This is a genomic window from Stutzerimonas decontaminans (assembly GCF_000661915.1).
GTDB lineage: Bacteria > Pseudomonadota > Gammaproteobacteria > Pseudomonadales > Pseudomonadaceae > Stutzerimonas > Stutzerimonas decontaminans.
In genome coordinates this window covers 2383157-2409644 of the sequence record NZ_CP007509.1, presented here as the reverse complement: position 1 = coordinate 2409644, position 26488 = coordinate 2383157, and the positions used below count along the sequence as shown (strand labels likewise).

The following is a 26488-nucleotide window of genomic DNA, read 5'->3' as shown; positions in this document are numbered from 1 at the left end:
GCACTGTTCGTCCTAGTGGTTGTTCAGTTTGTCATACGTCTTTGACGTTAAATGTAACCATCTGTGTTGCTGCGTGAATGGCCGCGCCCTCTCCCGCCTCTGGCCCACGCCCCAAAAAACGAACTCTATGAATATGCCAACCTGGCGCGAATGGCTGTTCTCGGCCAAGGCGCTGATTGCCTCCTTGCTCGCGCTGTACATCGCACTGGCGATACCGCTCGAAAATCCTTACTGGGCAATGGCCTCGGTTTACGTCGTATCGCATCCGCTGTCCGGGGCGACACGCTCGAAAGCGATCTATCGCGCGCTTGGCACGCTGCTTGGCGCAGCCGGGTCGGTCGTGCTGCTGCCGACGTTTGCTCAACAGCCGGTGATGTTGAGCCTTGCAATCTCGCTGTGGATCGGGGCCCTGCTCTTTCTCTCGTTGCTGGACCGCTCGCCACGCAGTTACATCTTTCTGCTCGCCGCCTATACGGTGCCGCTGATCAGTCTTGCCGAGGTCAATCACCCAGCGACCATCTTCGATGTCGCCCTGGCGCGTTCCGAGGAGATTCTGCTCGGTATCGTCTGCGCCAGCGTGGTGAACGCCGTGCTGTTTCCCAGCCGCATCGCCCCGACGCTCGCGGCGAAGATGCACGTGCTGCTGCGCGATGGGCGCGGCGCCGTCAGCCGGATGCTCAGTACCCAGCACCTTGGCGAAGCCGACCAGCGTGCGCTGAATGCGCTGCTGGTGGATGTTATGGGTTTGGATGGATTGATCAGCCACCTGAGCTATGACAGCAGCAGTCATCTCTCGACCATCCATGCTCGCGAATTTCGCGCGCGCATGGCGATGTTGATGCCGCAGCTGATCTCAACCGCGGACTCGTTGCACCGGCTCCAGGCTGAGCTACAGGGATTGCTACCGGAACTGGTGGATTACCTGCAGGAGGTGGATCGCTGGATTCAGTCCGATGCCGAGGCTGGGCACGGCGAACATCTGCGCGCACGCAGCCTGCAGCTCGCAGCCTGGCTGGGCGATAGCCATCCGGCGCATGCCCTGGCGATCGACAGCGGCCTGCGCCAGCTGCGTGCGTTGATCGACCTGTGGCAGGACTGCCTCAATCTCTATCAGCAGTTTCATGAGGACCACGCCGAGGCGGCACCGCCGCTGCGCTATCACGTACAGCAACTGGTCGGCGGGCCACGCCACTATGACTACGGCCTACTGGCATTCACCGCGGCTTCGGTAGCGCTGTCGGTGTTCTGCCTAAGCATGCTGTGGTTCGTTTCCGGTTGGGAGCACGGCTATAGCGGCGTGTTCATCGCCGCGGTAGCAGGCTGCTTCTTCGCCAGTCAGGACAACCCGGCGCCGTTCATCAAGTCGTTTCTGGTCGCCACGCTGATCTCCTCCATGGCCGCCGGCATCTACCTCTTCGCGTTGATGCCCAACGTGCATGATTTCGGCAGCCTGGCCATCCTGCTCGCCGTGCCGCTGCTGTTGCTCGGCACCCTCGCCGCTCGGCCGCAACACGCCGGGACGGTGATCGTGATTGCTGTGCAGACGATCTCCAACATCACGCTTCAGGACAGTTACCACGCTGATTTTCAGCTGTTCGCCGACATCGCGCTGTCCACTGCGCTGGGCGTGGTCTTCGCCTTCGTCTGGGCCCGCCTGACCCGGCCCTTTGGCACGCTCTGGGCTGTGCGGCGACTGGTGCAGCACGGCTGGCTGAGCCTTGCGACGCTGGCAGACATGCGGCGCTCGCGCAACGAAGCCGATGACGCCTCGAGTTTCATCGATCGTATCGCCCAGCTGTTGCCACGCCTGGCTCAGCTGGATGACGACTGCCTGGCGCTGAACGATGCCACGCGCGAGCTGCGCGTCGGCTTTCGCCTGCTCGAATTGCGCGAACTGCGGCCGACGCCCGCGATCCAGCATGAGCTGGAGCCGCTGCTGGGCATGATCCGCGCGCATTTCCTTGCCTGCGCCGCGGCGCGAAGCCAACTGCCCGCACCGGAGGGCTTACGCGACGCCCTCGATGCCGCATTGCTCGCTCTGCAGCGCGACGCTTCGCCTATCGCATACCAGGCGGCGCAGGCGGTGCACGGCCTGCGCCTGGCGCTTTTCGCTGATGCGCCGGCCAGAGCCCGGGGAGGCCCGCCACCCGAAGCCGGCCTCTCCCACGCTGGAGCGCACGCATGACCGGTCACCTCGATGTGTACGGCGTCTATGTGCCGGTACTGCTGGTCGCCATGCTGGCCGCCTACGGCGTCAAGAGCCTGCTCGCCTCCGCGCTGCAGCGTGCCGGTTTCTACCGTTGGGTCTGGCATCCGCCGCTGTTTAACGTCGCCCTGTACATCATCGTGCTCGGGGCCCTGTTCAATCTCCTACCCCGGATGTGAATCGTGAATAAATGGATACCCGCCGCCGGCTCGGTGCTGCTGACCTTGCTGGCGGTTGTCATCGCCGTCGTCGTCAGCCTGCACCTGTGGGATTACTACATGGAGGCGCCCTGGACCCGCGACGGCCACGTGCACGCCGACATCATTCAGGTCGCACCGGATGTTTCCGGGCTGGTGACCGAACTGCACGTGCGCGACAACCAGAAGGTCAGCCGCGGCCAGGTGTTGTTCGTGATCGATCAGGCACGCTTCGAGCTGGCCGTCGAAGAAGCCCGTGCCGCGGTGCTCGAGCGCCGCGCGCAGCTGGACCAGGCGCAACGCGAAGCCAAGCGCAATCGGGTGCTGAAAGACCTGATCGCTGCGGAAACCGTGGAAATTGGCGACACCCACGTCAAGCGCGCCGCTGCCGCCCTGGCTACGGCTGAAGCAACCCTCGGCGTGGCGCGTCTGGATCTCGAACGCACCACCGTGCTCAGTCCGGTGGATGGCTATCTCGGTGACCAGACAATGCGCGTGGGCGATTACGTGAAAACCGGTACGCCGGTACTGTCGATCGTCGACACCGATTCACTGCGTGTCGAAGGCTACTTCGAAGAAACCAAGCTGCACGCCATTGAAATCGGACAGCCGGTGGACATCCGCATCATGGGCGAAGCGCAGCATCTGCGCGGCCATGTGCAGAGCATCGCCGCAGGCATCGAGGATCGCGACCGAGTGCGCGGCAACTCGCTGCTGCCGAATATCGACCCGAGTTTCAACTGGGTGCGCCTGGCGCAGCGAATTCCGGTTCGCGTGGTGTTGGACGAAGGCCAGCAGAGCGACATCCGCCTGGTGGTCGGCCGTACCGCGACGCTGTCCGTGCTGCCGTGGCCGCGTGACACATCAGCGACGGTTAGCCAATGAGTCGTGCGGTATATGTACTGCCGTTCGCGCTGACTGTGCTGCTCGCCGCATGCAGCGCGGTGGGCCCGGACTACCGCGTGCCAGACCAAGCCGTGGCCTTGCAGGCCGCTGCACAGAAACCCCTTGATCTGGTCGGCAACGAGCGGGTCGAACAGGCGCCGCTGCCGGACGACTGGTGGCAGCTCTATGACGACCCGATGCTCGATCAGCTGGTGAGTGAAGCCCTGATCGGCAATGCCGACGTGCGCCAGGCGTATCACAACCTGCGTCGCGCCTATGAAGACTTCCAGATGGCGCACCACGCGCAGGAGGTCGTGGTCGGCGGCAACGGCTCGGTTGCACGCGGCCAGCTGTCCAGCGAAGCCCTGGCCCTGGAGGAAAAACTTCCCGTGATGAACCTCGCCGACGTCGGCCTCAGCGTGGGTTACCAGCTCGATCTGTTCGGTCAGCTGCATCGCGCCGCGGAAGCTGCGGGGGCCGATGCCGACGCCAGTGCCGCGCTGCTCGACAAGGCCCGCATAACTGCCGTGGCCGGGGTGGTACGCAGCTACATGACGGCCTGTCATGCCAGCGAGGAACTGACGATAGCGAAGCATTCACTGGCGATTCAGCTGCGACAGCTGGATGTTGCCGAGCGGCTGTTCGAGGGCGGTCGTGGCAACGAAGTCGATGTGGCCCGCGCCCGCGCTCAGCTGGAGGCTCTGCGTGCCGAGCTGCCGCCATTCGAATCGAAGAAGGCAGCCGCGTTGTATCAGCTCGCCGCCCTGCTCGGCCGCACGCCCGGAGACCTTCCCGGGACGGTTACCGCCTGCAGTCACCCGCCGCAACTGCGCCAGGCGATCCCGATGGGTGATGGCACCGCCCTGCTCAAGCGCCGTCCGGACATCCGTGCGGCCGAGCGCGCACTCGCCTCCGCTACGGCACAGATCGGCGTCGCCACGGCGATGATGTATCCGCAGGTCAGTCTCGGCGCTGCGGCCGGTTACACCGGAATGCTCGAACACCTCGGTAATCCGGTAACCCGTCGCTGGGAATTCGGCCCGTCGATCAGCTGGCATTTTCCGACCCAGGTCGATCGCGCGCGCGTTCGCGCCACCGAGGCCGGAGCCGCTGCCGCCCTCGCCCGCTTCGACGGCGTTGTGCTCGACGCCTTGCGCGAAACCCAGACCCTGCTCACGCACTACGCCCACGATCTGCATCGTGACCAGGCGCTGGGCGAAGCACGCGATGCCGCGCGAGCCGCCGCGGACCACACGCGCCGGCTGTATCAGGAAGGACGGCTGGCCTATCTAGACAGTCTCGATGCCGAGCGCACGCTGGCAACGGCCGAAGCCGCTCTGGCGGCATCCCAGGCCCAGCTGTCGCAGGATCAGGTGAACCTGTTCCTCGCGCTGGGCGGCGGCTGGCAAGGCGCGCAAGAGGCATCGGCGCGTGTTGAAAATCCATCGCCGGGCGTGGCTGGCCAATAACCCAGGAGGTTCTAGTCGATGGACATGCTGCAAGCGATGCGGGTATTCGTCCGGGTAGTCGACGCCGGCAGCTTCACCGCCGCGGCGAAGCTGGCCGACACGTCCACCGCGCAGGTTTCCCGCCTGGTTGCGGAGCTGGAGAACCACCTCCATGCGCGGCTGCTCAACCGCACCACGCGGCGGTTGGCGCTGACCGAGGTCGGCGCACGTTTTCTCGAACGATCGCGCGAGATCCTGGCGCAGCTGGACCAGGCACAGGAGGAAGCCTGCGGGGCCCATCTGACCCCGCGCGGGCGCCTGCGCGTGCAGTCGACGACGGGGCTGGGCATCCAGCTGCTGGCAGGGCTGGCCGGAAGATACGGTGAGCGCTACCCCGAAGTCAGCCTCGACCTGACACTTTCGCAACACCACCCCGATCTGCTGGAAGCCGGACTCGACGTCATCATCACGCTTTCCCGCGAGCTGCCGGATTCCGAGCTGATCGCCCAGAGACTGGGCGAGGTTGGCAATGTTGTCTGCGCGGCGCCCGGCTATCTCGAGCAGCATGGCGTACCGCAGCAACCGCGTGACCTGCAGCGGCACCGCTGTCTGCGTCTGGCGGACCCGGTCTTCGCGGACGAATGGCGCTTCGTCGCGGACGGTGTCGAGGACGTGATTCGCCCCGGCGAAGCGTTCAAGGTCAACGTGGCTGAAGCCATGGCCAGTGCAGCAGAAGCCGGCATGGGCATCTGCTTGCTGCCCGACTATGTCGCGGCTCCGGCCCTGCAGCGCGGCGCACTGCTGCGCCTGTTGCCCCGCTACCGCCTGCAGGAAAAGCAGATCCATGCGCTCTACCCGTCCCGGCGTTTTCTCGACGCGAAGATAAAGACCTGGGTCGACTTTCTCGCGCTGGAGCTGCCGCGCGCATTCGCCGAATACCACCGCATCTTGCAGGACCCGGCGCATTGGGCCTGATCGATTGTTGCGCGGTGGGTAAAGGTGCTTCACCGCTGGCGCGGTTTTTCCCGTCCCGGTCGCCCACTAAAATTGTCGAGTGGCAATGGACGCTAGAAGTCAGTCCGCTCCTTCGTCGGTCGAGCGCTCCTTCGATCGGTCGTCCTGCCACCTTTTGGCTGCTTTCCCTCGTGGCAGCCTCGTTTATTTCCCGGCGTCTGCCATCCGGCAGGCGCAGCACGCAAGAAATGCCTGCCGTCGCCCCCGTCGCAGCGACCTGGGTCCGCAGGCGCTCTGGAGGTTACCTGTGAACAAACTGATCTGGATTGCCGGCCTGGTACTCAGTGCCCAGCTGGCGTATGCCGCCGATGAACCCAAGGCCTATCAATATGGCGACAAACTGGACATCGCCAAGGTCATATCCATGGATGTACCTGCTGGCGGCTGCGAGGTCGTGAAGGCCAAGATGACCTATGTGGATTCCAAGGGCGACACCCACGAAACCACGTACCTGCGCCAGGGCCCGGACTGTCACAATTTCTGAGCCCTGCGCGGATGTTTCCCGACACCCAATGACGGTGCGTCGCAGCGCGGTGCACGCCTGCGTTTGGCAAGCGAATCAATCGGTTTTGAACCGCGGCTTCTGAAAGAGCCAGAACGGTTTCGGCTGTTTTACTGTCCGAGCCCCAGGCGCTCATTACATTCAGGACCGCATGACCATTCCGATCTCAACCTGCCGCACCGCTTGCTCAGGCCCATCCGGCTGCCCTGCCGCTGCCCGACCAATTACTGGCAACAATCGCCCGCTCCTAGCGGCAATCGCCGCCGCGGCGTTGCTCGGTCTTGCCGGTTGTGGAACCCAGCAGCCGGAGACTCCAGCGCCCAAGCCGGAAGAAGTCCGGGCCAAGATCGCTCGCCTGATCCCCGCCAACATTCCCGATCGCCAGGGTTGGGCTCAGGACATCTATACAGCCTTCGATTCGCTGGATATCCCACCGAACGATGAGAACATCTGCTCGGTCCTGGCCGTGACGGTGCAGGAGTCGACATTCCAGGCGACCCCGCCCGTCCCCGGCCTGGCGAAGATCGCGCGGGAGGAAATCTATCGTCGTGCCGGCCGCCTGCACGTCCCGCGGTTCGTGGTGGATGCGGCGCTGGACGTGAAGTCACCCAACGGCAAGACCTATAGCCAGCGTCTCGCGGCCGTGCGCACCGAAGAGCAGCTGAGCGCGATCTTCGATGACTTCCTCGGCATCATGCCGCTCGGCAAGCAGTTGTTCGGCACGCTCAACCCGGTCAAGACCGGTGGTCCGATGCAGGTCAGCATCGCCTTTGCCGAGGACCGCAGATGGACCTACCCCTATGAACGGGAAAGATCGATCCGTGACGAAGTCTTCACGCGCCGCGGTGGCATGTATTTCGGCATCGCCCACCTGCTCGACTACCCGACTAGCTATCGGCAGCCGCTGTACCGCTTCGCCGACTTCAATGCCGGCTGGTACGCCAGTCGCAACGCCGCGTTTCAGGCCGCGGTGAGCCGTGCCAGTGGCATCAAGCTGGCTCTCGACGGCGACCTGATCATTCACGGCAGCAGCAAGGCCGGTCAGACCGAACGTGCGGTTCGCGCGCTGGCGGGCAAGCTGGACATGAGCGAGACGGCCATTCGCAATGCGCTGGAGCGTGGTGACACCTATGGTTTCGAGAAAACCGACCTGTATGAAAAGGTCTTCGCGCTGGCCGAAAAGCGCGCCGGCAAGCCCCTGCCTCGGGCGGTGCTGCCGGGAATCCGGCTGGAAAGCCCGAAGATCACCCGCAACCTGACCACCGCCTGGTTCGCCAACCGAGTCAATGATCGGCACCTCGCATGCATGAAGCGCGCTCGCAGCTAGTGAAAGCATGCATGGCCGGCGACCACTGCATGGCGCTCACGCTGGAATCGTCACTGGCCCAGGCCGTAGCGCGTCAAGGGTACTACGGAGAATTAGCGGCCATTGCGAACGTAGCGCGGCCGTTTGACGGCCGCGTCCACACGGCTCAGCGTTGGCTGATCGACGTGCTGTTGCCCGTGCCGTTCTGGACGATGCTGGTGTTCGGCGGCTGCACGTCGAAGGTCGTCACTTGGTTAAGCACGGCGACGTTGGCATCGCCGGTCTGGCTGATTGAAGCCGTGCCATAGGCGGCATCCTGCACCACATCGATTTCGTTGGCCGAACCGTTTTGAGCAATGTCGAGTACAGGGCCATCGTAATCCTGGCTGATATTGACGCGGTTGTCGTTGCCCACCGAGCTGCCGCTGATGATGCCGCTACGCGTGCCCTGCTGTGCATTCAGCTCGTTGCCGATACCCTCCTGGGTGTATTCCACGGTGCTGAAGCCCGCCCATTGCGTCACCTCCGCACGGTTGGATGCGCCGCGCTGCACCAACCGCACCTCGCCGGTGTAGTAGCGTCCTCCGACCTGCGACACTGCCGCCTGGTTGATGTCGCCGATCTGGGTCACCCGGGTTGAGCTGCCGTAGGCCGGCGATTCCTGGAGGATATCCAGACGGTTGCCGTCGCCCAGCTGGCTCAGCTGTGCACTTCCCCCACCGTTCTGCACCACCTCGATCAGGTTGTCGTTGCCCTCAGAGCGTGCTTCCAGCGAATTGATGTAGAAGGTCTGGTTGATCTGCTGCACGTTGCCAGCGCCCAGCTGGTGGAGTATGGCATTGTTGCCATTGCCATCCTGCTGCACCAGTTCGACAAGATTGACTGTACCCAGCTGTTCGACTTGCGCATCGCTGCTGAAATCCAGGTTGGCTTGATAGACGTTGGCTTGGTTCTGGCTGCCGGTCTGTGTGATCTGCGCCTGCAGGTCATAGCCGCGCTGGTCGGTGAGCGCGAGGTTGTTGTCGCCGTCCTGGACCACGCGGGACCAGTTCAGTGTGCCCTCCTGTAACTGGGTAGCCGAGTTCGGGCCGGTCTGCTCGAGGATGATCTGGTTGTCGCTGCCGGTCTGGCTGGTTATGGCCTGTGCCAGCGCCAGACCAGGCAGCGAGCCGAGCAGAATGCAGGCGATAAGCGGTTTGTGCGCGAACATGCAGGAAACTCCTTCGGACATTGTCGTTGGCCGACATCGTGCTGGCCTTGCCTGGCGCCTCCCTCACCCATGCCACTCCCCAGAACGCACCGATTGTTTGCCGAGCGGCGCTGCCCGAGTATCGCCCCGTAGGTGTAGCTCGATGGATGTTTAGACGAACGGCGAATTAAGCCGGCATGCCAAGACGCTCGCGCATCTGTGCGGTGATGGTCTGCCTGATCCGCGTCATATCCGCCCAGGGATCGTCGTCGCCCAGCTCCTGCAGACGCTCCAGCAGGTTGCGTACGGTCCAGAGATTGGCACCCTTGAGGTCCGCCAGTTCTTCGCGGTGGATGGGCACGGAAACCGGCAGACCCTCGCGGGCACGCACCGAATAGGGGGCGACCGTACTGGCGCCACGGCTGTTGCGCAGGTAGTCGATGAAGATGCGTCCGACCCGGTTCTTCGGCCCGCTGACCGCCGAAAAATGCGACGGCAGCAGCTTGGCCAGGTACTTGGCGATGGCCTGACTGAACGCCTTTACCTCGCTCCAGCCGTGTACGGGATCGAGCGGCACGACAATGTGGATGCCTTTGCCCCCGCTGGTTTTGAGGAACGAGGCCAGGCCGATCTCGTCCAGCAATGTCTGGGTCAACTGAGTGGCTTCGAGCATGCTTTTCCAGGGCAGCGCCGGGTCCGGGTCGAGATCGAGCACGAAGCGATCCGGGTGCTCCAGTTCTGGCGCTATCGCATTCCAGCTATGTAACTCGATGGTGCCCATCTGCGCGGCGCCGACCAGCGCTTCGGCGCTGTCGATCACCAGTAACGCACCGTGCTTCGGGTCTAGCGCCGGGTCGAGTTGAGTGATGTGCGGGATGGCCAGTTTGTCGGCGTGCTTCTGGAAGAACAGCTCGCCGGTGATGCCCTCCGGGGCGCGCACCAGGGCCAGCGGGCGCGCTCGCAGCTGCGGCAGGGCCCAGGGGGCGATCTGCGCGTAGAAGCGGGCCAGTTCGATCTTGGTGATGCCGCTGCTGGGATCGATGATCCGCTCGGGACTGGATATCTTGATCCGCCCGCTGCCGATGGGGTCTGTCTGCCGCTGCTCGGCTTTGCTGCTACGACTGGCGGGCTTGGCTCGCTCATGGGTAATGGCGTCGGCGGGCTTGTCCGAGCGCAGGCCATGGAACACCGAATGGCGGACCACGCCTTGGCGGGTCATCTCCGCGTAGGCAACCTCGCACATCAGTTCGGGTTTGAGCCATTGCGCGCCCCGCACATCGGCAGCAGGTGCCGCCGTGGCCAAAGGGCTTTTATCGGTTTCCAGCTTCTTCAACTGCTTGTGCAGACTTTTCAGCGTGGCCTGATTGAAGCCTGTGCCGACCTTGCCTGCATAGAACAGCTTTCCGCTGTCGTCATGCAGCCCCAGCAACAGGGCGCCGAACCCGGTGCGCGTGCCCTTGGGCTCGGTGTAGCCGACGATGATGAATTCCTGCCGGTTGCTGCACTTGATCTTGACCCAGCTGCTGCTGCGCCTGGAGGTATAGGAGCTGCCTGCTCGCTTGCCGATCAGGCCTTCGAGCTTCATCTGGCAGGCACTTTCCAGAATGCTGTCCGGCTGCTCGGTGAAATCCTCGGAGAAACGCAGTAATTCGCTGTCGCTGCCTTCCAGCACTTCACGCAACGCCGCGCGACGCTGTTCCAGCGGCACATCGCGCAGGTCCATGCCGTTCAGATAGGGCACGTCGAACAGGTAATAAAGAATGCTCCCACTGCGTCCGGCTTCGAACGCATTCTGCAACGCCTGGAAGTCCGGAGCGCCCTCCTCGTTCGGCACCACCACTTCGCCGTCGAGCCAGCCGGATTCAAGCCCCAGGCCGGCAAGCGCGGCGGCCTGCTGTGGCATCTTCGCCGTCCAGTCATGGCCGTTGCGGGTGAACAGCGCGACCTTGCCGGCGTCGACACGGGCGAGCATGCGGTAGCCGTCGAATTTGATCTCGTAGCGCCAGTCGCCGCTCGGCACGGCGTCCACCAGCGTCGCCAGCTGCGGCTTGAATGTTTCCGGAAATTCGTCCGGAACGGCCCCTTCCAGCTTTGCCGCCTGGCTCTGCCTGCGTGGCGCGCGTTTTTTTGCCGGCGCCTTGACTGGCTTGGCCGGCACTTCCGCAACGCGAGCCTTGGCCGCTCCGCGTTTGCGTGGGACCAGCGTGCGATCGCTGAGCACGCTGTTCGGCTCGGCGGTGACGACGTCGTACTCGCCCTCCTCGCGCGCGGCCTCGTCACGGGACTTGATGAGGAACCACTGCTCCTCCTTGCCATCCATGTGGGTGCGCACCAGGTTCCAGCTGCCGGCGAGCTTCTCGCCCTCGAGGCTGAACTTGAGCTTGCCCTTGCGATAACCCTCCTGCGGATCACCCTGCGGTATCCACACGCCGCGATCCCAGACGATCACATCACCTGCGCCGTAATGCCCGGCCGGTATGGTGCCCTCGAACGTGGCGTACTCCAGCGGGTGGTCTTCCACGTGCACCGCCAGCCTACGCACGCCGGGGTCCAGGCTCGGGCCTTTGGGGATCGCCCAGCTCTTCAGCGTGCCCTCCAGCTCCAGGCGAAAGTCGTAATGCAACCGCGTGGCGTCGTGTTTCTGGATGCAATACTGCAGCGCCTGGGCTTTGCCCGTCTTTCGCCGCGCCTTGCCAGACGGCTCTGGTGTGGCAGCGAAGTCGCGCATGCGTTGGTAGTCATCGAGCGCCATGTTCGTTCTCCGCGGACGCTGAGCTGCCTAGTCAGGCTGTCACTCCAGCTTGCCTGCATCGGTGGAGGTATCGTTCGGGCCGCCGGGCGCCGAATGACGCGTCGGATCGGTGGAGTTCTCCTTGTCGGGCTGCGGCGCCACTGGCCGGCCATCTTCAGTGACTGTGCGGCCCTCATGATCCTTGCGGGTTTCGACCTCCTCCTGTGGTGTCGGATTGCCCATCGGGCTGGGTCGCGAACCTGTATCGTCCCTCGGCGTCCCGGCAGGAAATTGAGCCATGGCTGGAGTGGCGATCAACGCGCTCAGGATTGCCGTGAGCATCAGTCTTTTCATCTCGGTTCTCCGCAAAGGACTTCGTACTTAATTTGGTCATTCCCCGCTGGTATGAGTTCAGCAAGCGGCGTGCGGCCCGCCCGACGGGTTCCGATGAGTGGCAAGGACCGGAAAAGGCTTGCTAGAGCCCCTCAGGATTTAATCCGCCCGATGGACATATCGCCGCATTTACATCTCGACGCTCGCTGCTACGGTTGAAAGACGTCGGGAAACCTGGGGTGCGCAGCGGAAGTAGTACTGCGCTCAAGTCACCTCCTTATATAGGGAGGATTTATGAATACTCGTCTTCCTCTGTTCAAAATCGAAGCCATCCTGCACACCTACCTGCGGCCATTTCAGTGTGAATGCCGCGCAGAGCCCGACAGCTCGCTAAGCGTACGTCTCTACCGTGAACCCCCGGATGAGGAGCTGACTGTTCTGGGTATTTCCTATGAGCAGTGCCGCGATGCCGCCAATCTCGTACGTCTGGCTCAGGAGTTGCGCATCGAGATGTGTGCCACCCGCAGTACCCTGCGCGCCGACGCCGAGGTAGGCGATTGCCTGAAATGACTACAGCAGGGGGTTTCAGCGAGGCGTTCTGGCGATACGCCCGCTGGAAGCTCGTCCGCGGGACATGTACTTCAGAAATACGTCGTGGCCATAGCTGTGCGATGGGGTCGCCTTCTGGCGGCCGAAGCGCTGCCAGGCGCGCTCGTGGAGGTAGAACACCAAGGTGTTGCACAGCGGCTCGATGAGTGCGACCGCACCGCCTATCACCAGGCTGCCGGTAAGGGCATAAACAACGATGAATGCCGTGGCGAAGTGCAGCACGGCAAATGTGAGTGTTTTGACTAACGGGCGTGGTTTCATTTGCAGCTTCCACCGCACACATGCCTGGTTGGGTATGTGCCGGTTCGTGAAGTGACAGGGTGAGAGCCCGGCCGGATGCCGGCCGGGCTTGCGATGAAGCGGTTAGCGCTTGGCTTCGACGTTGGGCTCGGCAGCCCGGGTGAGATAGGCTTGCGTCAGCTCGGCGAGGTGATCACGGAGCCAGTCGGCCATCGCCACCTCCTCCACCAGAATGCGCTCGCACACCTCCTTCGTCTGCATGTCGCCCACCGCTTCCGCGGCGGCGATGAGAATCTTGTAGGAGGCGATTTCCAGGTTCTCGAACACATAGCCCATCTGGGCGCCTTTGACGATCTCGTCATTGACCATCATTCCGCCCATCGCTTGCCCCATCGCCATCATCTTGCCGCCCAAGTCCTTCAGGCCTGAGTAGGACTTGTCGTAACGCTGTAGGCAGCTCTCGATCAGCTTGGCCTGGTTTTGCGTCTCGGTGATGTGCTGCTCGATCCGGGCCTTGAGCTCGGGGTAATGCTCGATACGGCTGGCCTGCTTGTTCAGCATGGTTTCGGCCTGCGCTTCCATGGCGTGCGCATCGCGCAGCCATTCGATGAGGCGTTCGGTGCGGACGTCGTTGCCGGTTTGTGCACTTTGCATGGGATCACTCCTTAGGTCTGGAAAATCGGGGGTCGAATCTGGACCGCTTGATTTTGTGAAAGACCATGCCTGCAAGAGTTCCCCCTACCCGACCGGCGCGCCGAACAGACGCAACGGCCTGAACTTTTGCCCGCTCGCGTCTGTCACTGGCCTGACGAACGGTAAACCGGAGCCAGCGCTATCGAACTTCCTGCCTATCTCATGCAATGGGAGCAGTACATCAGCCAGCCGGCACTGCGTACGCTGGCGGCAGCGCTGTTCGTGGTGCTAGTGCTCAGCCTGTTCGGTCGTCTGCTGACCGCATTGATGCTGCGTCTGGCCCGGGCGTTTCTGTTCACTCGCGAGTTGTCGGAGCAACTGGAAAAACCCATCCGGGTACTGCTGCCGCTGGTTGGGCTGCAGGGTGTCTGGACATCCGCATCCGATGACCTGGTATTGATCAATGGCGCGCGCCACGTCACCACGCTGCTGATCATCGCCACCCTGACCTGGCTGGTAATGCGTCTGTTACGCGGTTTGCAGCAGTTCATCCTGCTCCGCAACCCGGTGGATGTGGTAGACAATCTGCGCGCCAGGCAGATCCAGACCCAGTCGCGCGTGTTGCTGCGTACGCTGGCGTTCTTCGTATTGCTGGTCGGTGCTGCGGCAATGCTGATGACCTTTCCTGGTGCCCGGCAGTTCGGCGCCAGCCTGCTGGCCTCGGCGGGGCTTGCCGGCCTTGCCGTTGGTTTCGCCGCGCGACCCGTGCTGGCCAACCTTATCGCGGGTTTACAGATCGCCATGACCCAACCGATTCGCCTGGACGACGTGGTCATCGTCGAAAACGAATGGGGGCGCATCGAGGAAATTACCGGCACCTATGTCGTCGTGCGCATCTGGGACGACCGCCGCCTGGTGGTGCCGTTGCAATACTTCATCGAAAAGCCGTTTCAGAACTGGACCCGTCGCGGCTCCAGCCTGATCGGCACGGTGTTTCTCTGGGCCGACTACTCGCTCCCGCTGGAGCCGTTGCGCGAGGAGCTGCGCCGGCTGTGCAAGGAGGTCCCGGAGCTGTGGGATGGCCGTGTCTGCGTGCTGCAAGTAACCGATACCAGTGAGAAATCCATCCAGCTACGGGCATTGGTGAGCTCACCGGACTCGTCGCGCAACTGGGATCTACGTTGCCACATCCGCGAGAACCTGCTGGGCTTCATCCAGCGCCAGTATCCGCAATCGCTGCCGCAGCTTCGGGCGGATCTGAGCGTCGGCCACAAGCGGCGCGTCGATATGTCACAGCCTGAACATGTCGAGCCGGAGCGTCAGCCGCCGGTGTGACGGCCGAGGTGACTACTGCCCCGCGCCCTCCTCCAGCTTTTTTAGTAACTGCGCGTAGCGTTCCGGCAACTGGGTCAGGCCGTGCCGGGCGGCCTGCTTGCGGATCTCCACACGGTCGCCGTCGAACTGCACCGTTTCGCTCACTACCACCTGTCGACCGCCCCGAATCAGTGCATAGGCGTAGCATTGCGTACCGCCTTCATCTTCCTGGTTGTCATCCGCGACGCCAGTATTGGCAACGGCCAGGCTGGCGATGCTGCTTTTCAGCGCACCGATGGCCATCTCGCACGCCACCTCTTCGCTGGTCAGACCAAATTTCTCAATCGTCTCGAAGCTGACGCTGAGCAGACGGTTTTTCGCTTCCGGTGAATAGACCACAAAGCCGCTGTCCAGAGCCTTGCCGCAGCCTGAAATATCCCCCATCAGCGAAGCCATCAACCCGCAGGTACAGGACTCTGCAGTGGTCAGTTTGAGGCCCTCACGCCGCAGGAATGCAACGACTTGCTCGATCTCTTGCATGGTTCTTGCTCCGCCAGTTCTGGGTCATGCCTTCGCGGCCCTGCTATTCGGAGCGAATTGGCCAAGTCAGAGTTCCGGTGATGCGTTATTGGTCTACTTTAAGAACTTCTACCGCGACGTTTGGTCTGGTTTCTGGTAGGGCCAGTGCAGCCCTATCTGTCCTCGCGGCAGCTCCTTATAAGAAAACTCAGCCTGGTCGTGTTCATGGTATGCGGCGGTCATCAGATCGTTGCATAGGAAAAATATGCTCGTAGCTAGCGCCGGCACCTGGAACGCCGGGGCTCTGGGGAGATCGTGATGAGTATTGCCGCTGTGAACGCTCGGCCTCTTGGTTTACCGAAGGCCCAATCCGCTGTGCCCACGGTTACGCGCCCTGCCCTGCAGATCCGCAGTAGCCACGATGACAAACGCAAGATCCTTTTCGTTACCTCCGAGCTGACCGACCTGGTCAAGACCGGCGGGCTCGCAGACGTGTCTGCTGCGCTGCCTAGGGCTCTTGGCGCACGACACGACGTGCGCGTACTGATCCCCGGTTACTCGCAGGTGATCAACAGTGGTCACGCCATCCGGATGGTCGGCTCGCTGAATAGCTATGCCGAAATACCGGGTTGCCGAATTGGGCGCATGGACATGCCTGACGGCCTGATCATCTATGTACTCATCTGCCCCGAACTCTACGAGCGTGAAGGCTCACCTTACGGTGATGGTCAGGGTAACGACTGGCCGGACAATCCGGTGCGCTTCGCGCGCCTCGGCCTTGCCGCCGCTGAAATTGCTGCCGGCACTGCCTGCATCCGCTGGGCACCTGAACTGGTCCACGCGCATGACTGGCCGGCCGGCCTGACGCCCGCCTACATGCGCTGGCGCGGGCTGAATACGCCAAGCGTGTTCACCATTCACAACCTCGCCTACCAGGGCAATATCGACATGGCGCAGCGGCGCCCACTGGGAATACCGGTGGAAGCCTGCGACCCCGAGCGCATGGAGTTCTACGGCAGGCTCTCGCTGCTCAAGGCCGGTATTGCTTATGCCAACCGGGTGACTACGGTCAGCGCTACCTACGCTGAAGAAATCACCACACCCGAATTCGGCTGTGGCATGGAAGGCTTCCTCAGCATGAAAGCCCGCCAGGGCCTTCTCAGTGGGCTGCTCAACGGCATCGACGAGAGCTGGGAGCCGCAAAGCGACCCCTATCTGGTAAGTGGCTTCAGCGCGCGCAACTGGAGCGGCAAGGAGGCGAATGCCGATTATGTTCGGGAGACCTTCGGGCTCGAGCGCTGCCAGGCCCCACTATTCGCCGTTGTCTCGCGCCTGGTACATCAAAAGGGTGTGGATCTGACCCTTGATGTGGCCCATGCCATCGTCGAAGGCGGCGGCCAATTGGCGATTCTGGGTCAGGGCGATCATCACATCGAGGACCAGGTCCGGCAGCTCGCGGCCCAGTATCCCGGCCGAGTTGCGGCGCATATCGGCTTCAATGAGACCGATGCACGGCGCCTGTTCGCCGGTAGCGATTTCTTGCTGATGCCGTCGCGCTACGAGCCGTGCGGTCTCAGCCAGATGTATGCCCAGCGCTATGCCTCGTTGCCAGTCGCACGGCGCACGGGTGGGCTGGCTGACTCGATCGAAGATGGCATCACCGGCTTTCTGTTCAACGAGCCCGACGTGGCCAGCTACCGCCAGGCGGTGCAGCGCGCGCTGGCAATCCATCAGCACCCGCAATTGTTGAGCGCCATGCGCTGCCGTGCGATGGCGGGTGGATTTTTCTGGCGTCATGCCATCGAACCCTATGACACGCTTTACCGGCAACTGCTCGGAGAGCGCCGCGAGGTTCGTCTTTTAATCTGAAGAGGTTGTTTAATGCAGAAGCAGCGTGCCTATGTCGGGCATCACGGTCCGGAGTTGCTGGACGACGGGACAACCCGTTTCAGACTCTGGGCTCCCGATGCACAGAGTGTCAGTCTGATCGTTGTAGGCGCACAAACGCTGCCAATGACCGCCGCGCAGGATGGCTGGTACAGCATTGAGGCACCATACGGGGCCGGTACGCTCTACCGGTTTCTCATCGACAATGAACTGCATGTGCCCGACCCCGCCTCGCGTGCACAGGCCGGCGATGTACACGCACCGAGCCTGGTGGTCGACACCCACAACAACTACCTGTGGCGCAACACCGGCTGGCTAGGCCGGCCGTGGCACGAGACCGTGCTGTACGAAACCCATGTCGGTTTGTACGGCGGTTTCGCCGCAATGGAAGCGCACCTGGCTGGGCTCGCAGAACTGGGCGTGACGGCAATCGAGTTGATGCCCATCGCCGAGTTTCCCGGTGACCGCAATTGGGGCTACGACGGCGTGCTGCCCTACGCGCCGGAAGCCGCCTATGGCAGCCCGGAAGAGCTCAAGCACCTGATCGATACCGCCCACGGCCTGGGCCTAATGGTATTCCTCGATGTGGTCTACAACCATTTCGGCCCGGACGGCAATTACCTCGGCCGCTACGCCAAACACTTCTTCCGCCATGATCAGCAGACGCCTTGGGGCGACGGCATCGACTTTCGCCGCCGCGAAGTTCGCGATTTCTTCATCGACAACACATTGATGTGGCTGATGGACTACCGCTTCGACGGGCTGCGCTTCGATGCCGTGCATGCCATCCCCGATCGCAGCTTCCTCACCGAACTGGCCGAGCGCGTGCACGCCACCGTGGAACCGGGCCGCCATGTGCACTTGGTGCTGGAGAACGAAGACAACCGCTCCAGCCTGCTTACCCAGGGCTTTACCGCGCAGTGGAACGACGACGGTCACAACGTGCTGCATGCGCTGCTGACCGACGAGAGCCAGGGTTACTACGCCGATTACCACCAGGATTCGACGACCAAACTGGCGCGTTTTCTCGGTGAAGGCTTCATCTATCAGGGGCAGAACAACCGCCGGGGCGAATCCCGGGGAGAGCCCAGCGCCCATCTACCGCCGACGTCCTTCGTGCTTTTCCTGCAGAACCACGACCAGACCGGCAACCGCGCCTTTGGCGATCGCCTGGTTACGCTGGCCGATGCCGACGCGCTCAGGGCTGCCACTGCCGTCCTGCTGCTTTCCCCCATGGTCCCGCTGCTGTTCATGGGCGAGGAATGGGGCTCGCGGCAGCCTTTCCTGTTTTTTACCAGTCATCACGGCGAGCTGGCCGATGCGGTGCGCGAAGGCCGCCGCAACGAATTTGCCGAATTTTCCGAGTTTGCCGACGAAGCCACCCGCGAGCGCATCCCAGACCCCAACGCCGTATCAACGTTCGAAGATTCGCGGCCGGATTTCAGTGCCTGTGAACAGCCCGGCCACGCAGAGTGGCACGCGCTGTACCGCCAGCTGCTGAGCATCCGCCATGCCGAGATCGTGCCGCGCCTGCCCGGTAGCGCCTTCCTCGGCTGCAGCGTGCTCGGCGAAGCCGCCGTGCTTGCCCGCTGGCAGCTGGGTGATGGCTGTCAATTGCGCCTTGAGCTGAACCTTGGCGAACAAGCTGCTCCATTGCCCGCCTCGTCTAGCGCTGCGCAACTGCTGTTCGCCAGTCGCGAAGCGAACCCGGACATGCACGACCAATTGCCGCCTCGTATGGCCAAGCTGTATCTGGAGAAAGCCAAATGAGCGACGAATCCCTGATCCGACTGGCGGAAGCCGCCGGACTATCTATCGACTGGGTCGATGCCGATAACCGCGAGCAGCGAGTCGAGCCCACCGTCCTGCGCGAGGTGCTCAGCTGCCTCGGATTGGCGGCGGAGACCGACGCAGACATCGACACCAGCCTGGAAATCCTCGCGCACAAGAACAATCACGGCGGCGTGCCACCGCTGCTGACCTGCGATCAGCACGCAACGCTGGACCTTTCCGCGTACTTTTCCGCGTCCAGTCGTTTCGAGTTGCAGGCAGAAGATGGCGGCGTGCAGCAGGGCACGCTCGACGACCAGGCGCGCCTGCCAGCGGTCGACACGCCTGGCTACTACCGGCTGACCATCGACAAGTATCAGCTGACCGTGGCTATCGCCCCGCTCTCCTGCCCCACAGTCGCCGAAATCGCCGGGGTGGACGCCTGGGGCCTGACGGTGCAGTTATACGGGCTGCGCCGCGCGGACGATGGTGGCCTGGGCGACACCCAGGCACTGGAGGCGCTGGTCAGCAACGCCGCTGCCCACGGAGCCGATGCGCTTGGAATCAGCCCGGTGCACGCCATGTTCGGCGCACATATCGACCAGTACAGCCCTTACTCACCGTCGAGCCGGCTGTTCTTCAACGTGCTGCACGCCGCGCCCGGGTCGATCCTTGGTGAGCGGCCGTTGCGCCAAGCCATCGAGACTTGCGGGTTAGGCGAGGAATTGAAACGGCTCGAGCGCCTGGAGCTGATCGACTGGCCGGCCGTGGCGCGATCGCGGCATCGCCTGTTGCGGCAGCTGTTCGATGACTTCAGCAAGGGCGGCAACCCCCTGCAGGTGGATTTCGACAGCTTCCGCGCGAGCGGTGGCGAGGCGTTGGAAAACCACTGCCGCTTCGAAGCCCTGCACACTCATTTGCGCGACGCGCAAGGCCATCCCCAGCACTGGAACAATTGGCCAAGCGCATATCGCGATCCATCCAGCCCGGCCGTGGAGGCATTCGCTCGCGAGCACGCCGATGAGGTGAGTTACCACGCCTTTGGCCAGTGGTTGATGGCCCGCGGCCTGGAACGTGCCCAGGTCGCCGCGCGCAGCGCCGGCATGCGCATCGGGTTGATTTCCGACCTCGCCGTCGGCGCCGATGGCGGCGGCAGTCAGGCCTGGAGCCGCCAGGCCGAGCTGTTGGCATCGCTGAGTGTTGGCGCGCCGCCGGACATCATGAATCGCGATGGCCAGAACTGGGGCATTTCCGCTTTCTCACCCTGGGGCCTGCGGCAGAACGGCTTTCGCGCCTATATCGAAATGCTGCGGGCCAACCTCGCCCATGCCGGCGGCATGCGCATCGACCATGTACTGGGGCTGAAGCGGCTCTGGGTGGTACCTGCCGGTGCCGATCCTAAGCGCGGTGTGTACCTCAACTTCCCCTTCGACGACATGCTGCGCCTGCTCTGCCTCGAGGCCTGGCGCCACCAGGCGGTGATCCTCGGCGAAGACCTCGGCACCATTCCCCACGGCCTGCGTGACGTACTCGCGGCACGGGGAATCCTCGGCATGCGGGTGCTGCTGTTCGAACAGCACGACGGCCATTTCCAGACGCCTGCCCAGTACCCGGCGCAGGCGCTGGCAACCAGTACCACCCACGATATCCCGACCCTGACGGGCTGGTGGCACGGTCACGATATCGACTGGCGCATCAAGGTCGGCCAGGTGCCCGAATCGGACCGTGATGCCCAGTGGCAAGCGCGTGAGAAAGAACGCGCAGGGCTGAATCGCGCATTGTGCGAGTACAGCGGCAAGAACCCGGACGTGCTGCTGAACGCCGAGGAGGCGGTCGATGCCGCCATCTGCTTCTTGGCGCACACCCCCGCGCCGCTGGTACTGGTTCCGGTGGAAGATGCGCTCGGTCTGGAAGAACAGACCAACATGCCCGGCATCGTCGAAACCCACCCCAACTGGCGTCGCCGTTATCCCGGCGACAGTGCAACATTGCTCGACAGCCCGGCCAGTAGCCGTCGGCTGGCGTCCTTTGCGCAGGCCCGTCGTAACCATCGTGGAGCTGCGCATCGATGAAAGACCTAACCGCAACCCTGAGACTGCAGTTTCACCGCGACTTCACTCTCGACGACGCTACTGCGCTGGTCGACTACTTCGCGGAACTCGGCATCAGCCACATCTACGCGTCCCCATTGCTGACCGCCCGCCCCGGTTCCATGCACGGCTATGACGTGATCGACCCGACCCGCATCAACCCTGAACTGGGCGGCGAACCGGCGTTGCAGCGCCTCGTCGAAGCCCTGCGCGCGAAGGGCATGGGGCTTATTCTGGACATCGTCTCCAACCACATGGCCGTTGGTGGCTCGGGCAACGCTTGGTGGCTGGACGTGCTCGAATGGGGCCGTCGCAGCCCTTATGCGCAGTTCTTCGACATCGAATGGAATTCGCCGGACCCCCTCCTCGAAGGCCAGCTCCTCGTGCCCTTCCTGGGCAGCGACTACGGCGAGGCGCTGCAGCAAGGCACCGTGAAGCTGCGTCTGGATATCGACAATGGCGCGCTCTACGCCGAGCACTACGAGCACCGCTTCCCCATCACCCCGCCGAGCTATGGCGAGGTACTGCGCGCTGCCGACAATCCTCAGCTACGTACCCTGGCGCAGCACTTCGATGCGCTGAAGACAGAACCGGCCCCCTACCAGACCGCTCGCCTGCTGCGCGCCGACCTGGCCGAACAGCTGCAGGACGCCAGCACGCGCCAGGCGTTGGAGCAGGCGCTCAGTTGCTACGACTCGACCACTGACGACGGCTTCAAGCGCCTGCACGGCCTTCTCGAGCGCCAGCATTATCGGCTGGCCAGCTGGCGCACCGCTGGTGACGACATCAACTGGCGACGCTTTTTCGACATCAACGAGCTCGGCGGCCTGCGCGTCGAGCGTCCGGTTGTGTTCGAGGAAACCCACGCCAAGATTTTCGAGCTGATCGCCGATGGCCTCGTCGATGGTCTGCGCATCGACCATATCGACGGCCTGGCCGATCCGCGCGGCTATTGCCGACGCCTGCGTCGGCGCGTTGATCGACTGAACGCGGGGCGTCCGCAGGACGCGGCGCAGGATCACGTGCCGATCTACGTCGAGAAGATTCTCGCCGGCGGCGAGCGGCTGCACGATGACTGGGGCGTGGATGGCACCACCGGTTACGAGTTCATGAACCAGGTTTCGCTGCTGCAACATGACCCGGCCGGCGAGTCGCTGCTCTGTTCCTTGTGGAGCGAGACCAGTGGGCGCACCACCGATTTCATGGAGGAAGCCCGTCAGGCTCGGCAGCTGGTGCTGACCGGCCCACTGGCGGGCGATTTCGAAACGGTGGCGCAGGCGCTGTTACAGGTTGCCCGCGGCGACGTGATGACCCGCGATATCACCCTCGGCGCGATTCGCCGCGCACTGCTGGAGTTGATCATTCACTTCCCAGTGTATCGCACCTACATTGCCGCACCGGGCCGCCGTAAAGCCGACGAGCCGTTCTTCCAACAGGCGCTGGAAGGCGCGAAGACGACCTTGAGCGAAGCCGATTGGCCGCTGCTCGACCATCTGCAGCTCTGGCTCGGGGGTGAAAGCCTGCGGCAACTGCCACGCAGCCTGCGCAAGATTCGTCGCTACGCCTGCACCCGCTTTCAGCAGCTGACCTCACCGGCGGCGGCAAAGGCCGTTGAGGACACTGCCTGCTACCGCTCCGGCATTCTGCTGTCGCGCAACGATGTGGGCTTCGACCCGCAACATTTCAGCGCACCGCTGCAGGCATTCCACGACGAGTGCCTGCAGCGTGCCGAGCACTTCCCACGCAACATGCTGACCACCGCGACTCACGACCATAAGCGTGGCGAGGATACCCGTGCGCGCATCGCCGTGATCAGCGAGCGTGCCGAATGGTTCGCCGGCAAGGTGCGGCGCTGGCGCGAGATGACCGCCAGCCAGATCCAGCAGCTTGATGACGGCGCGGCGCCCTCACCCGCCGATGAGCTGATGCTGTTCCAGATTCTGCTCGGCAGCTGGCCGCTCGACCTCAGGTCCGAGGACGAGGAAGCCATGCAGCAGTACTGCACGCGCATCCTCCAGTGGCAGGAAAAAGCCTTGCGCGAAGCCAAGCTGCGCACCACCTGGAGCGACCCCAACAGCGATTACGAAGGCGCTTGCCGCCAGCATATCGAGTACCTGCTGCTCGCCGCCGAAGGTGCACCAATACGGGACGAAATCGCCGCTGCCGCCGCTGAACTGGCGCCTGCCGGTGCATTGAACAGCCTTGTGCAAAGCCTGCTGCGCATGACCACCCCGGGCGTGCCCGACCTTTATCAGGGCGCGGAATACTGGGATTTCAGCCTGGTAGATCCCGATAACCGGCGGCCAGTGGACTTCGTTGCGCGGCAGCAAAGTGTTGGCGGCACCGCCGCGCTGGAGGAGTTGCTGCAAAGCTGGCACGACGGTCGCATCAAGCAAGCTGTGATCCGCCGCACATTGCAGCTGCGTCGGCGCCATCCTCGGTTGTTCACCGAAGGCCGTTATCTGCCGCTTGCGGTAAGTGGTGAGAAGGCCGAGCAACTGCTTGCATTCGCCCGAGAGCTGGAAGGCGAGTGGCTGTTGGTGGTGGTGCCGCGGCTGGCAGCGAGTCTGCTGGGTGATAGCGAAGTACCGAGCATTCCGCCGCAGCGCTGGGGCAATACCCGGATCGCACTGCCCGAGGCGCTGGACGGTAGTGAATTCGAGCGACTTTTCGACGGAACGACAGTCTCATCCCAACAAGCCAGCCTAGAGGTTGCGCGCGTTCTGGATGGACTATCGGTAGCCGTCCTGCATACGTCTATGACCGCAAATGGAGAATCCCAACAATGAGTTCAGAAGAGCAACGTATCCGCGAGTTCGCTTATCAGATCTGGCAATCCGAGGGCTGCCCGGAAGGGGAAGACGAACGCCACTGGGCAATGGCTCGCAAGCTGGTCGAAGCCGAGCACGGCGCCGCCGCTGCCAAGCCAGCCAGCCGCCCACGCAAAACCGCTACCAAGCCGACCGACGCGACACCAAAAGGCAAAGCCAAGGACTCGAAGGAAACCAAGGACGCCTCGGCAACCAAGCCCCGCGGCGGTCGTGCCGCACCCAAGGCCGGCACCGATGCCAAGGCCGGCACGCCTGAAACCATCAAGAAAACACGCACCCCGCGGGCGAAAAAGGAAAGCTGACCGGCGGCAGGCATCTTGTCGGCGTTGGATCGGTCGAATGATCGTTCGCGCCGACACCCGTCTCGGCACGCTTTCCGGAATCCGCCTTTGGAGATTTCATGAGTAAGAAAAAGCCCTACGTGCCACAGGTGTCGACTCCATCCAGGATCAGCGAGGGCTTGCCCTTCCCTCTTGGGGCAACCTGGGACGGCCTGGGGGTCAATTTCGCCATTTTCTCCGCCCACGCCACCAAGGTTGAGCTGTGCCTGTTCGACGCCAGTGGGGAGGTAGAACTCGAGCGCATCGAGCTGCCCGAGTACACCGACGAGATCTGGCATGGCTACCTGCCGGATGCCCATCCCGGCCAGATCTACGGCTACCGTGTTCACGGTCCGTACGACCCGGAAAACGGCCATCGCTTCAACCCGAACAAGCTGTTGATCGACCCTTATGCCAAGCAACTGGTGGGCGAACTGAAATGGTCGGAAGCGCTATTCGGCTACACCATCGGCCATCCTGACGGTGACCTCAGTTTCGATGAGCGCGACAGCGCGCCCTTCGTACCCAAGTGCAAGATCATCGACCCGGCCTTTACCTGGGGCCGCGATCACCCAGTGCAGGTGCCCTGGGACAAGACGATCATCTACGAGACCCATGTGCGTGGTTACACCATGCGCCACCCGGCGGTGGCGGACGAAGTGCGCGGCACTTTCGCCGGCTTCAAAACGCCGGAAGTGATCGACTACATCCGCAAACTTGGCGTCTCCTCGATCGAGCTATTGCCGATCCATGCCTTCGTGCAGGACCAGCACCTGCTGGAAAAAGGCATGGCCAACTACTGGGGCTACAACAGCATCGCCTTCTTTGCACCGCACCCGAAGTATCTGGCCAGCGGCAAGATCACCGAGTTCAAGGAGATGGTCGCGCACCTGCACAACGCCGACCTCGAGGTGATTCTCGATGTGGTCTACAACCACACGGCCGAAGGCAACGAGCGCGGCCCGACCCTCTCCATGCGCGGCATCGACAACGCCTCGTACTACCGCCTGATGCCGGACGACAAGCGCTACTACATCAATGATTCCGGCACCGGCAACACGCTGGACATGAGCCACCCCTGCGTATTGCAAATGGTCACCGACTCGCTGCGCTACTGGGCGACCGAGATGCACGTGGACGGCTTCCGCTTCGATCTGGCGACTATCCTCGGCCGCGAACACGATGGTTTCGATGAACGTCACGGCTTCCTCGTCGCCTGTCGTCAGGACCCGGTGCTGGCTAAGACCAAACTGATTTCCGAGCCCTGGGATTGCGGCCCCGGCGGCTATCAGGTCGGCGGCTTCCCGCCGGGCTGGGCCGAGTGGAACGACCAGTTCCGCGATACGGTGCGCTCGTTCTGGAAAGGCGACGATGGCCAGCTGGCCGACTTCGCCAGCCGCCTTACCGGCTCCGGCGATCTGTTCAACCAGCGCGGGCGACGTCCGTTCAGCTCGATCAACTTCGTCACCGCCCATGACGGCTTCACGTTGAAGGACCTGGTGTCCTACAACCACAAGCACAACGAAGACAATGACGAGGACAACCGCGACGGCAGCGACAACAACCTGTCGTGGAACCACGGGATCGAGGGGCATACCGAGGATCCGGATATCAACGAACTGCGCTATCGGCAGATGCGCAATTTCCTCGCCACGCTGCTGTTCTCCCAGGGCACGCCGATGATCGTTGCCGGCGATGAATTCGCCCGCACCCAGCACGGCAACAACAACGCCTATTGCCAGGACAGCGAGATTGGCTGGGTCAACTGGGATATCAGCGAGGACAGCTACGGACTGCTGGGTTTCACCCGCAAGTTGATCCGCATGCGCCAGCGCTACCCGATGTTGCGCCGCAGTCGCTTCCTGGTCGGTGCCTTCAACGAGGAACTGGGCGTAAAGGATGTCACCTGGTTGGCGCCGAATGCTGAAGAAATGTCCATCGAGCAGTGGGAAGACGCGCACAACCGCTGCATGGGCATGCTGCTCGACGGCCGAGCTCAACCCACCGGCATCAGGCGTGCCGGCTCGGATGCGACGCTGCTGATCATCGTCAACGCACATCACGACTTGGTGAATTTCACGCTGCCGGAGGTGCCGCAAGGCATTTACTGGAATCGTCTGATCGACACCAATCACCCGACCGCGCGACCCGAGCGTTTCGACTTCAACGACGAATACGCCGTGACGGGCCGCTCGCTGCTGTTGCTTGAGCTGATCAAGTCCGACGAGTGATCGAAGGCGCCCTGACCCAACAGGGTTCGGGCGCCGTTTATCTGCACGACGGTTCGCGGAACCATCGTCCGTCGCCAATACGCCACTCGCACCATCCCACAGTTTGCTTGGAGCCAGGCCATTGCTCGGCGTCCCAGGGCTGGGCGCCGGGCGCCCTTACAGGCCGTTCCGTGTCCCCTGGCACTGACATCGGCTACGTCACCTTGTTTTCAAGGCGCGCCCAGTTGGGCCGT

21 protein-coding genes are annotated in these 26488 nt (G+C 63.0%); 15 read left to right on the top strand and 6 right to left on the bottom strand.

Annotated elements, in window-relative coordinates:
- The first annotated feature begins 127 nt into the window (after window positions 1–127).
- The 7 genes from UIB01_RS11070 to UIB01_RS11040 all read left to right on the top strand — a co-directional run bounded on the left by UIB01_RS11070 (window position 128) and on the right by UIB01_RS11040 (window position 7579).
- Complete coding sequence (locus UIB01_RS11070) at window positions 128–2185, top strand: FUSC family protein (protein ID WP_038660165.1); 2058 nt, start codon at window positions 128–130, stop codon at window positions 2183–2185.
- On the top strand, window positions 2182–2385 hold the full coding sequence (locus UIB01_RS11065) for a DUF1656 domain-containing protein (RefSeq protein ID WP_038660163.1): 204 nt from the start codon (window positions 2182–2184) through the stop codon (window positions 2383–2385). Before UIB01_RS11070 ends, UIB01_RS11065 begins: the two co-directional genes overlap by 4 nt.
- Window positions 2386–2388: 3 nt before the next feature.
- A complete protein-coding gene (locus UIB01_RS11060) occupies window positions 2389–3288 on the top strand; it encodes an efflux RND transporter periplasmic adaptor subunit (RefSeq protein WP_038660160.1) in 900 nt (299 codons plus the stop codon).
- The gene (locus UIB01_RS11055; RefSeq protein WP_038660157.1) at window positions 3285–4757 is read left to right on the top strand and encodes an efflux transporter outer membrane subunit; all 1473 of its coding nucleotides are present in this window, start codon (window positions 3285–3287) and stop codon (window positions 4755–4757) included. Before UIB01_RS11060 ends, UIB01_RS11055 begins: the two co-directional genes overlap by 4 nt.
- A gap of 18 nt (window positions 4758–4775) precedes the next feature.
- Window positions 4776–5711 carry a LysR family transcriptional regulator gene (locus tag UIB01_RS11050; protein WP_038660154.1) on the top strand — a complete coding sequence of 312 codons (936 nt, stop codon included), beginning with the start codon at window positions 4776–4778 and terminating at the stop codon, window positions 5709–5711.
- A 286-nt stretch (window positions 5712–5997) separates the two neighbouring features.
- On the top strand, window positions 5998–6234 hold the full coding sequence (locus tag UIB01_RS11045) for a DUF2790 domain-containing protein (protein WP_038660151.1): 237 nt from the start codon (window positions 5998–6000) through the stop codon (window positions 6232–6234).
- Window positions 6235–6403: 169 nt separating this feature from the next.
- Window positions 6404–7579, top strand: coding sequence for a DUF1615 domain-containing protein (locus UIB01_RS11040; RefSeq protein WP_038660148.1), 1176 nt, complete (start codon window positions 6404–6406; stop codon window positions 7577–7579).
- A gap of 145 nt (window positions 7580–7724) precedes the next feature.
- Here UIB01_RS11040 and UIB01_RS11035 read toward each other — a convergent pair whose 3' ends face one another.
- The 3 genes from UIB01_RS11035 to UIB01_RS11025 all read right to left on the bottom strand — a co-directional run bounded on the left by UIB01_RS11035 (window position 7725) and on the right by UIB01_RS11025 (window position 11832).
- A complete protein-coding gene (locus UIB01_RS11035) occupies window positions 7725–8768 on the bottom strand; it encodes a hypothetical protein (protein WP_038660145.1) in 1044 nt (347 codons plus the stop codon).
- 166 nt (window positions 8769–8934) lie between these two features.
- The gene (gene ligD / locus UIB01_RS11030) at window positions 8935–11499 is read right to left on the bottom strand and encodes a DNA ligase D (protein WP_038660142.1); all 2565 of its coding nucleotides are present in this window, start codon (window positions 11497–11499) and stop codon (window positions 8935–8937) included.
- Between the two features lie 39 nt (window positions 11500–11538).
- Complete coding sequence (locus UIB01_RS11025) at window positions 11539–11832, bottom strand: hypothetical protein (RefSeq protein WP_038660140.1); 294 nt, start codon at window positions 11830–11832, stop codon at window positions 11539–11541.
- A gap of 273 nt (window positions 11833–12105) precedes the next feature.
- Here UIB01_RS11025 and UIB01_RS11020 point away from each other — a divergent pair, with 273 nt between their 5' ends.
- A complete protein-coding gene (locus UIB01_RS11020) occupies window positions 12106–12381 on the top strand; it encodes a DUF1652 domain-containing protein (RefSeq protein ID WP_038660137.1) in 276 nt (91 codons plus the stop codon).
- A 15-nt stretch (window positions 12382–12396) separates the two neighbouring features.
- Here the strand turns inward: UIB01_RS11020 and UIB01_RS11015 are convergent, their stop codons facing one another.
- A complete protein-coding gene (locus UIB01_RS11015) occupies window positions 12397–12681 on the bottom strand; it encodes a DUF2061 domain-containing protein (protein ID WP_038660134.1) in 285 nt (94 codons plus the stop codon).
- A gap of 102 nt (window positions 12682–12783) precedes the next feature.
- The gene (locus UIB01_RS11010; protein ID WP_038660131.1) at window positions 12784–13314 is read right to left on the bottom strand and encodes a ferritin-like domain-containing protein; all 531 of its coding nucleotides are present in this window, start codon (window positions 13312–13314) and stop codon (window positions 12784–12786) included.
- A gap of 201 nt (window positions 13315–13515) precedes the next feature.
- Between UIB01_RS11010 and UIB01_RS11005 the strand changes: the two genes are divergently transcribed.
- Window positions 13516–14628 (top strand): mechanosensitive ion channel family protein, encoded by a 1113-nt coding sequence (locus UIB01_RS11005; RefSeq protein WP_038660128.1) that lies wholly within the window; start codon window positions 13516–13518, stop codon window positions 14626–14628.
- Window positions 14629–14640: 12 nt separating this feature from the next.
- Here the strand turns inward: UIB01_RS11005 and UIB01_RS11000 are convergent, their stop codons facing one another.
- The gene (locus UIB01_RS11000; RefSeq protein ID WP_038660125.1) at window positions 14641–15147 is read right to left on the bottom strand and encodes a CinA family protein; all 507 of its coding nucleotides are present in this window, start codon (window positions 15145–15147) and stop codon (window positions 14641–14643) included.
- 297 nt (window positions 15148–15444) lie between these two features.
- Between UIB01_RS11000 and glgA the strand changes: the two genes are divergently transcribed.
- The 6 genes from glgA to glgX all read left to right on the top strand — a co-directional run bounded on the left by glgA (window position 15445) and on the right by glgX (window position 26255).
- Complete coding sequence (glgA, locus tag UIB01_RS10995) at window positions 15445–16995, top strand: glycogen synthase GlgA (protein WP_038660122.1); 1551 nt, start codon at window positions 15445–15447, stop codon at window positions 16993–16995.
- 12 nt (window positions 16996–17007) lie between these two features.
- Window positions 17008–18783 carry a malto-oligosyltrehalose trehalohydrolase gene (gene treZ / locus UIB01_RS10990; protein WP_038660119.1) on the top strand — a complete coding sequence of 592 codons (1776 nt, stop codon included), beginning with the start codon at window positions 17008–17010 and terminating at the stop codon, window positions 18781–18783.
- The gene (gene malQ, locus UIB01_RS10985; RefSeq protein ID WP_038660115.1) at window positions 18780–20855 is read left to right on the top strand and encodes a 4-alpha-glucanotransferase; all 2076 of its coding nucleotides are present in this window, start codon (window positions 18780–18782) and stop codon (window positions 20853–20855) included. Before treZ ends, malQ begins: the two co-directional genes overlap by 4 nt.
- Entirely contained in the window at window positions 20852–23662 is a 2811-nt protein-coding gene (locus tag UIB01_RS10980) for a malto-oligosyltrehalose synthase (protein WP_038660112.1), read from the top strand. The genes malQ and UIB01_RS10980 overlap by 4 nt, the downstream gene beginning before the upstream one ends.
- Window positions 23659–24006: a DUF2934 domain-containing protein gene (locus tag UIB01_RS10975; protein WP_038660108.1), complete on the top strand. Its 348-nt coding sequence runs from the start codon at window positions 23659–23661 to the stop codon at window positions 24004–24006. Before UIB01_RS10980 ends, UIB01_RS10975 begins: the two co-directional genes overlap by 4 nt.
- 98 nt (window positions 24007–24104) lie before the next feature.
- Window positions 24105–26255: a glycogen debranching protein GlgX gene (gene glgX, locus UIB01_RS10970; RefSeq protein ID WP_038660106.1), complete on the top strand. Its 2151-nt coding sequence runs from the start codon at window positions 24105–24107 to the stop codon at window positions 26253–26255.
- Window positions 26256–26488 lie beyond the last annotated feature (233 nt).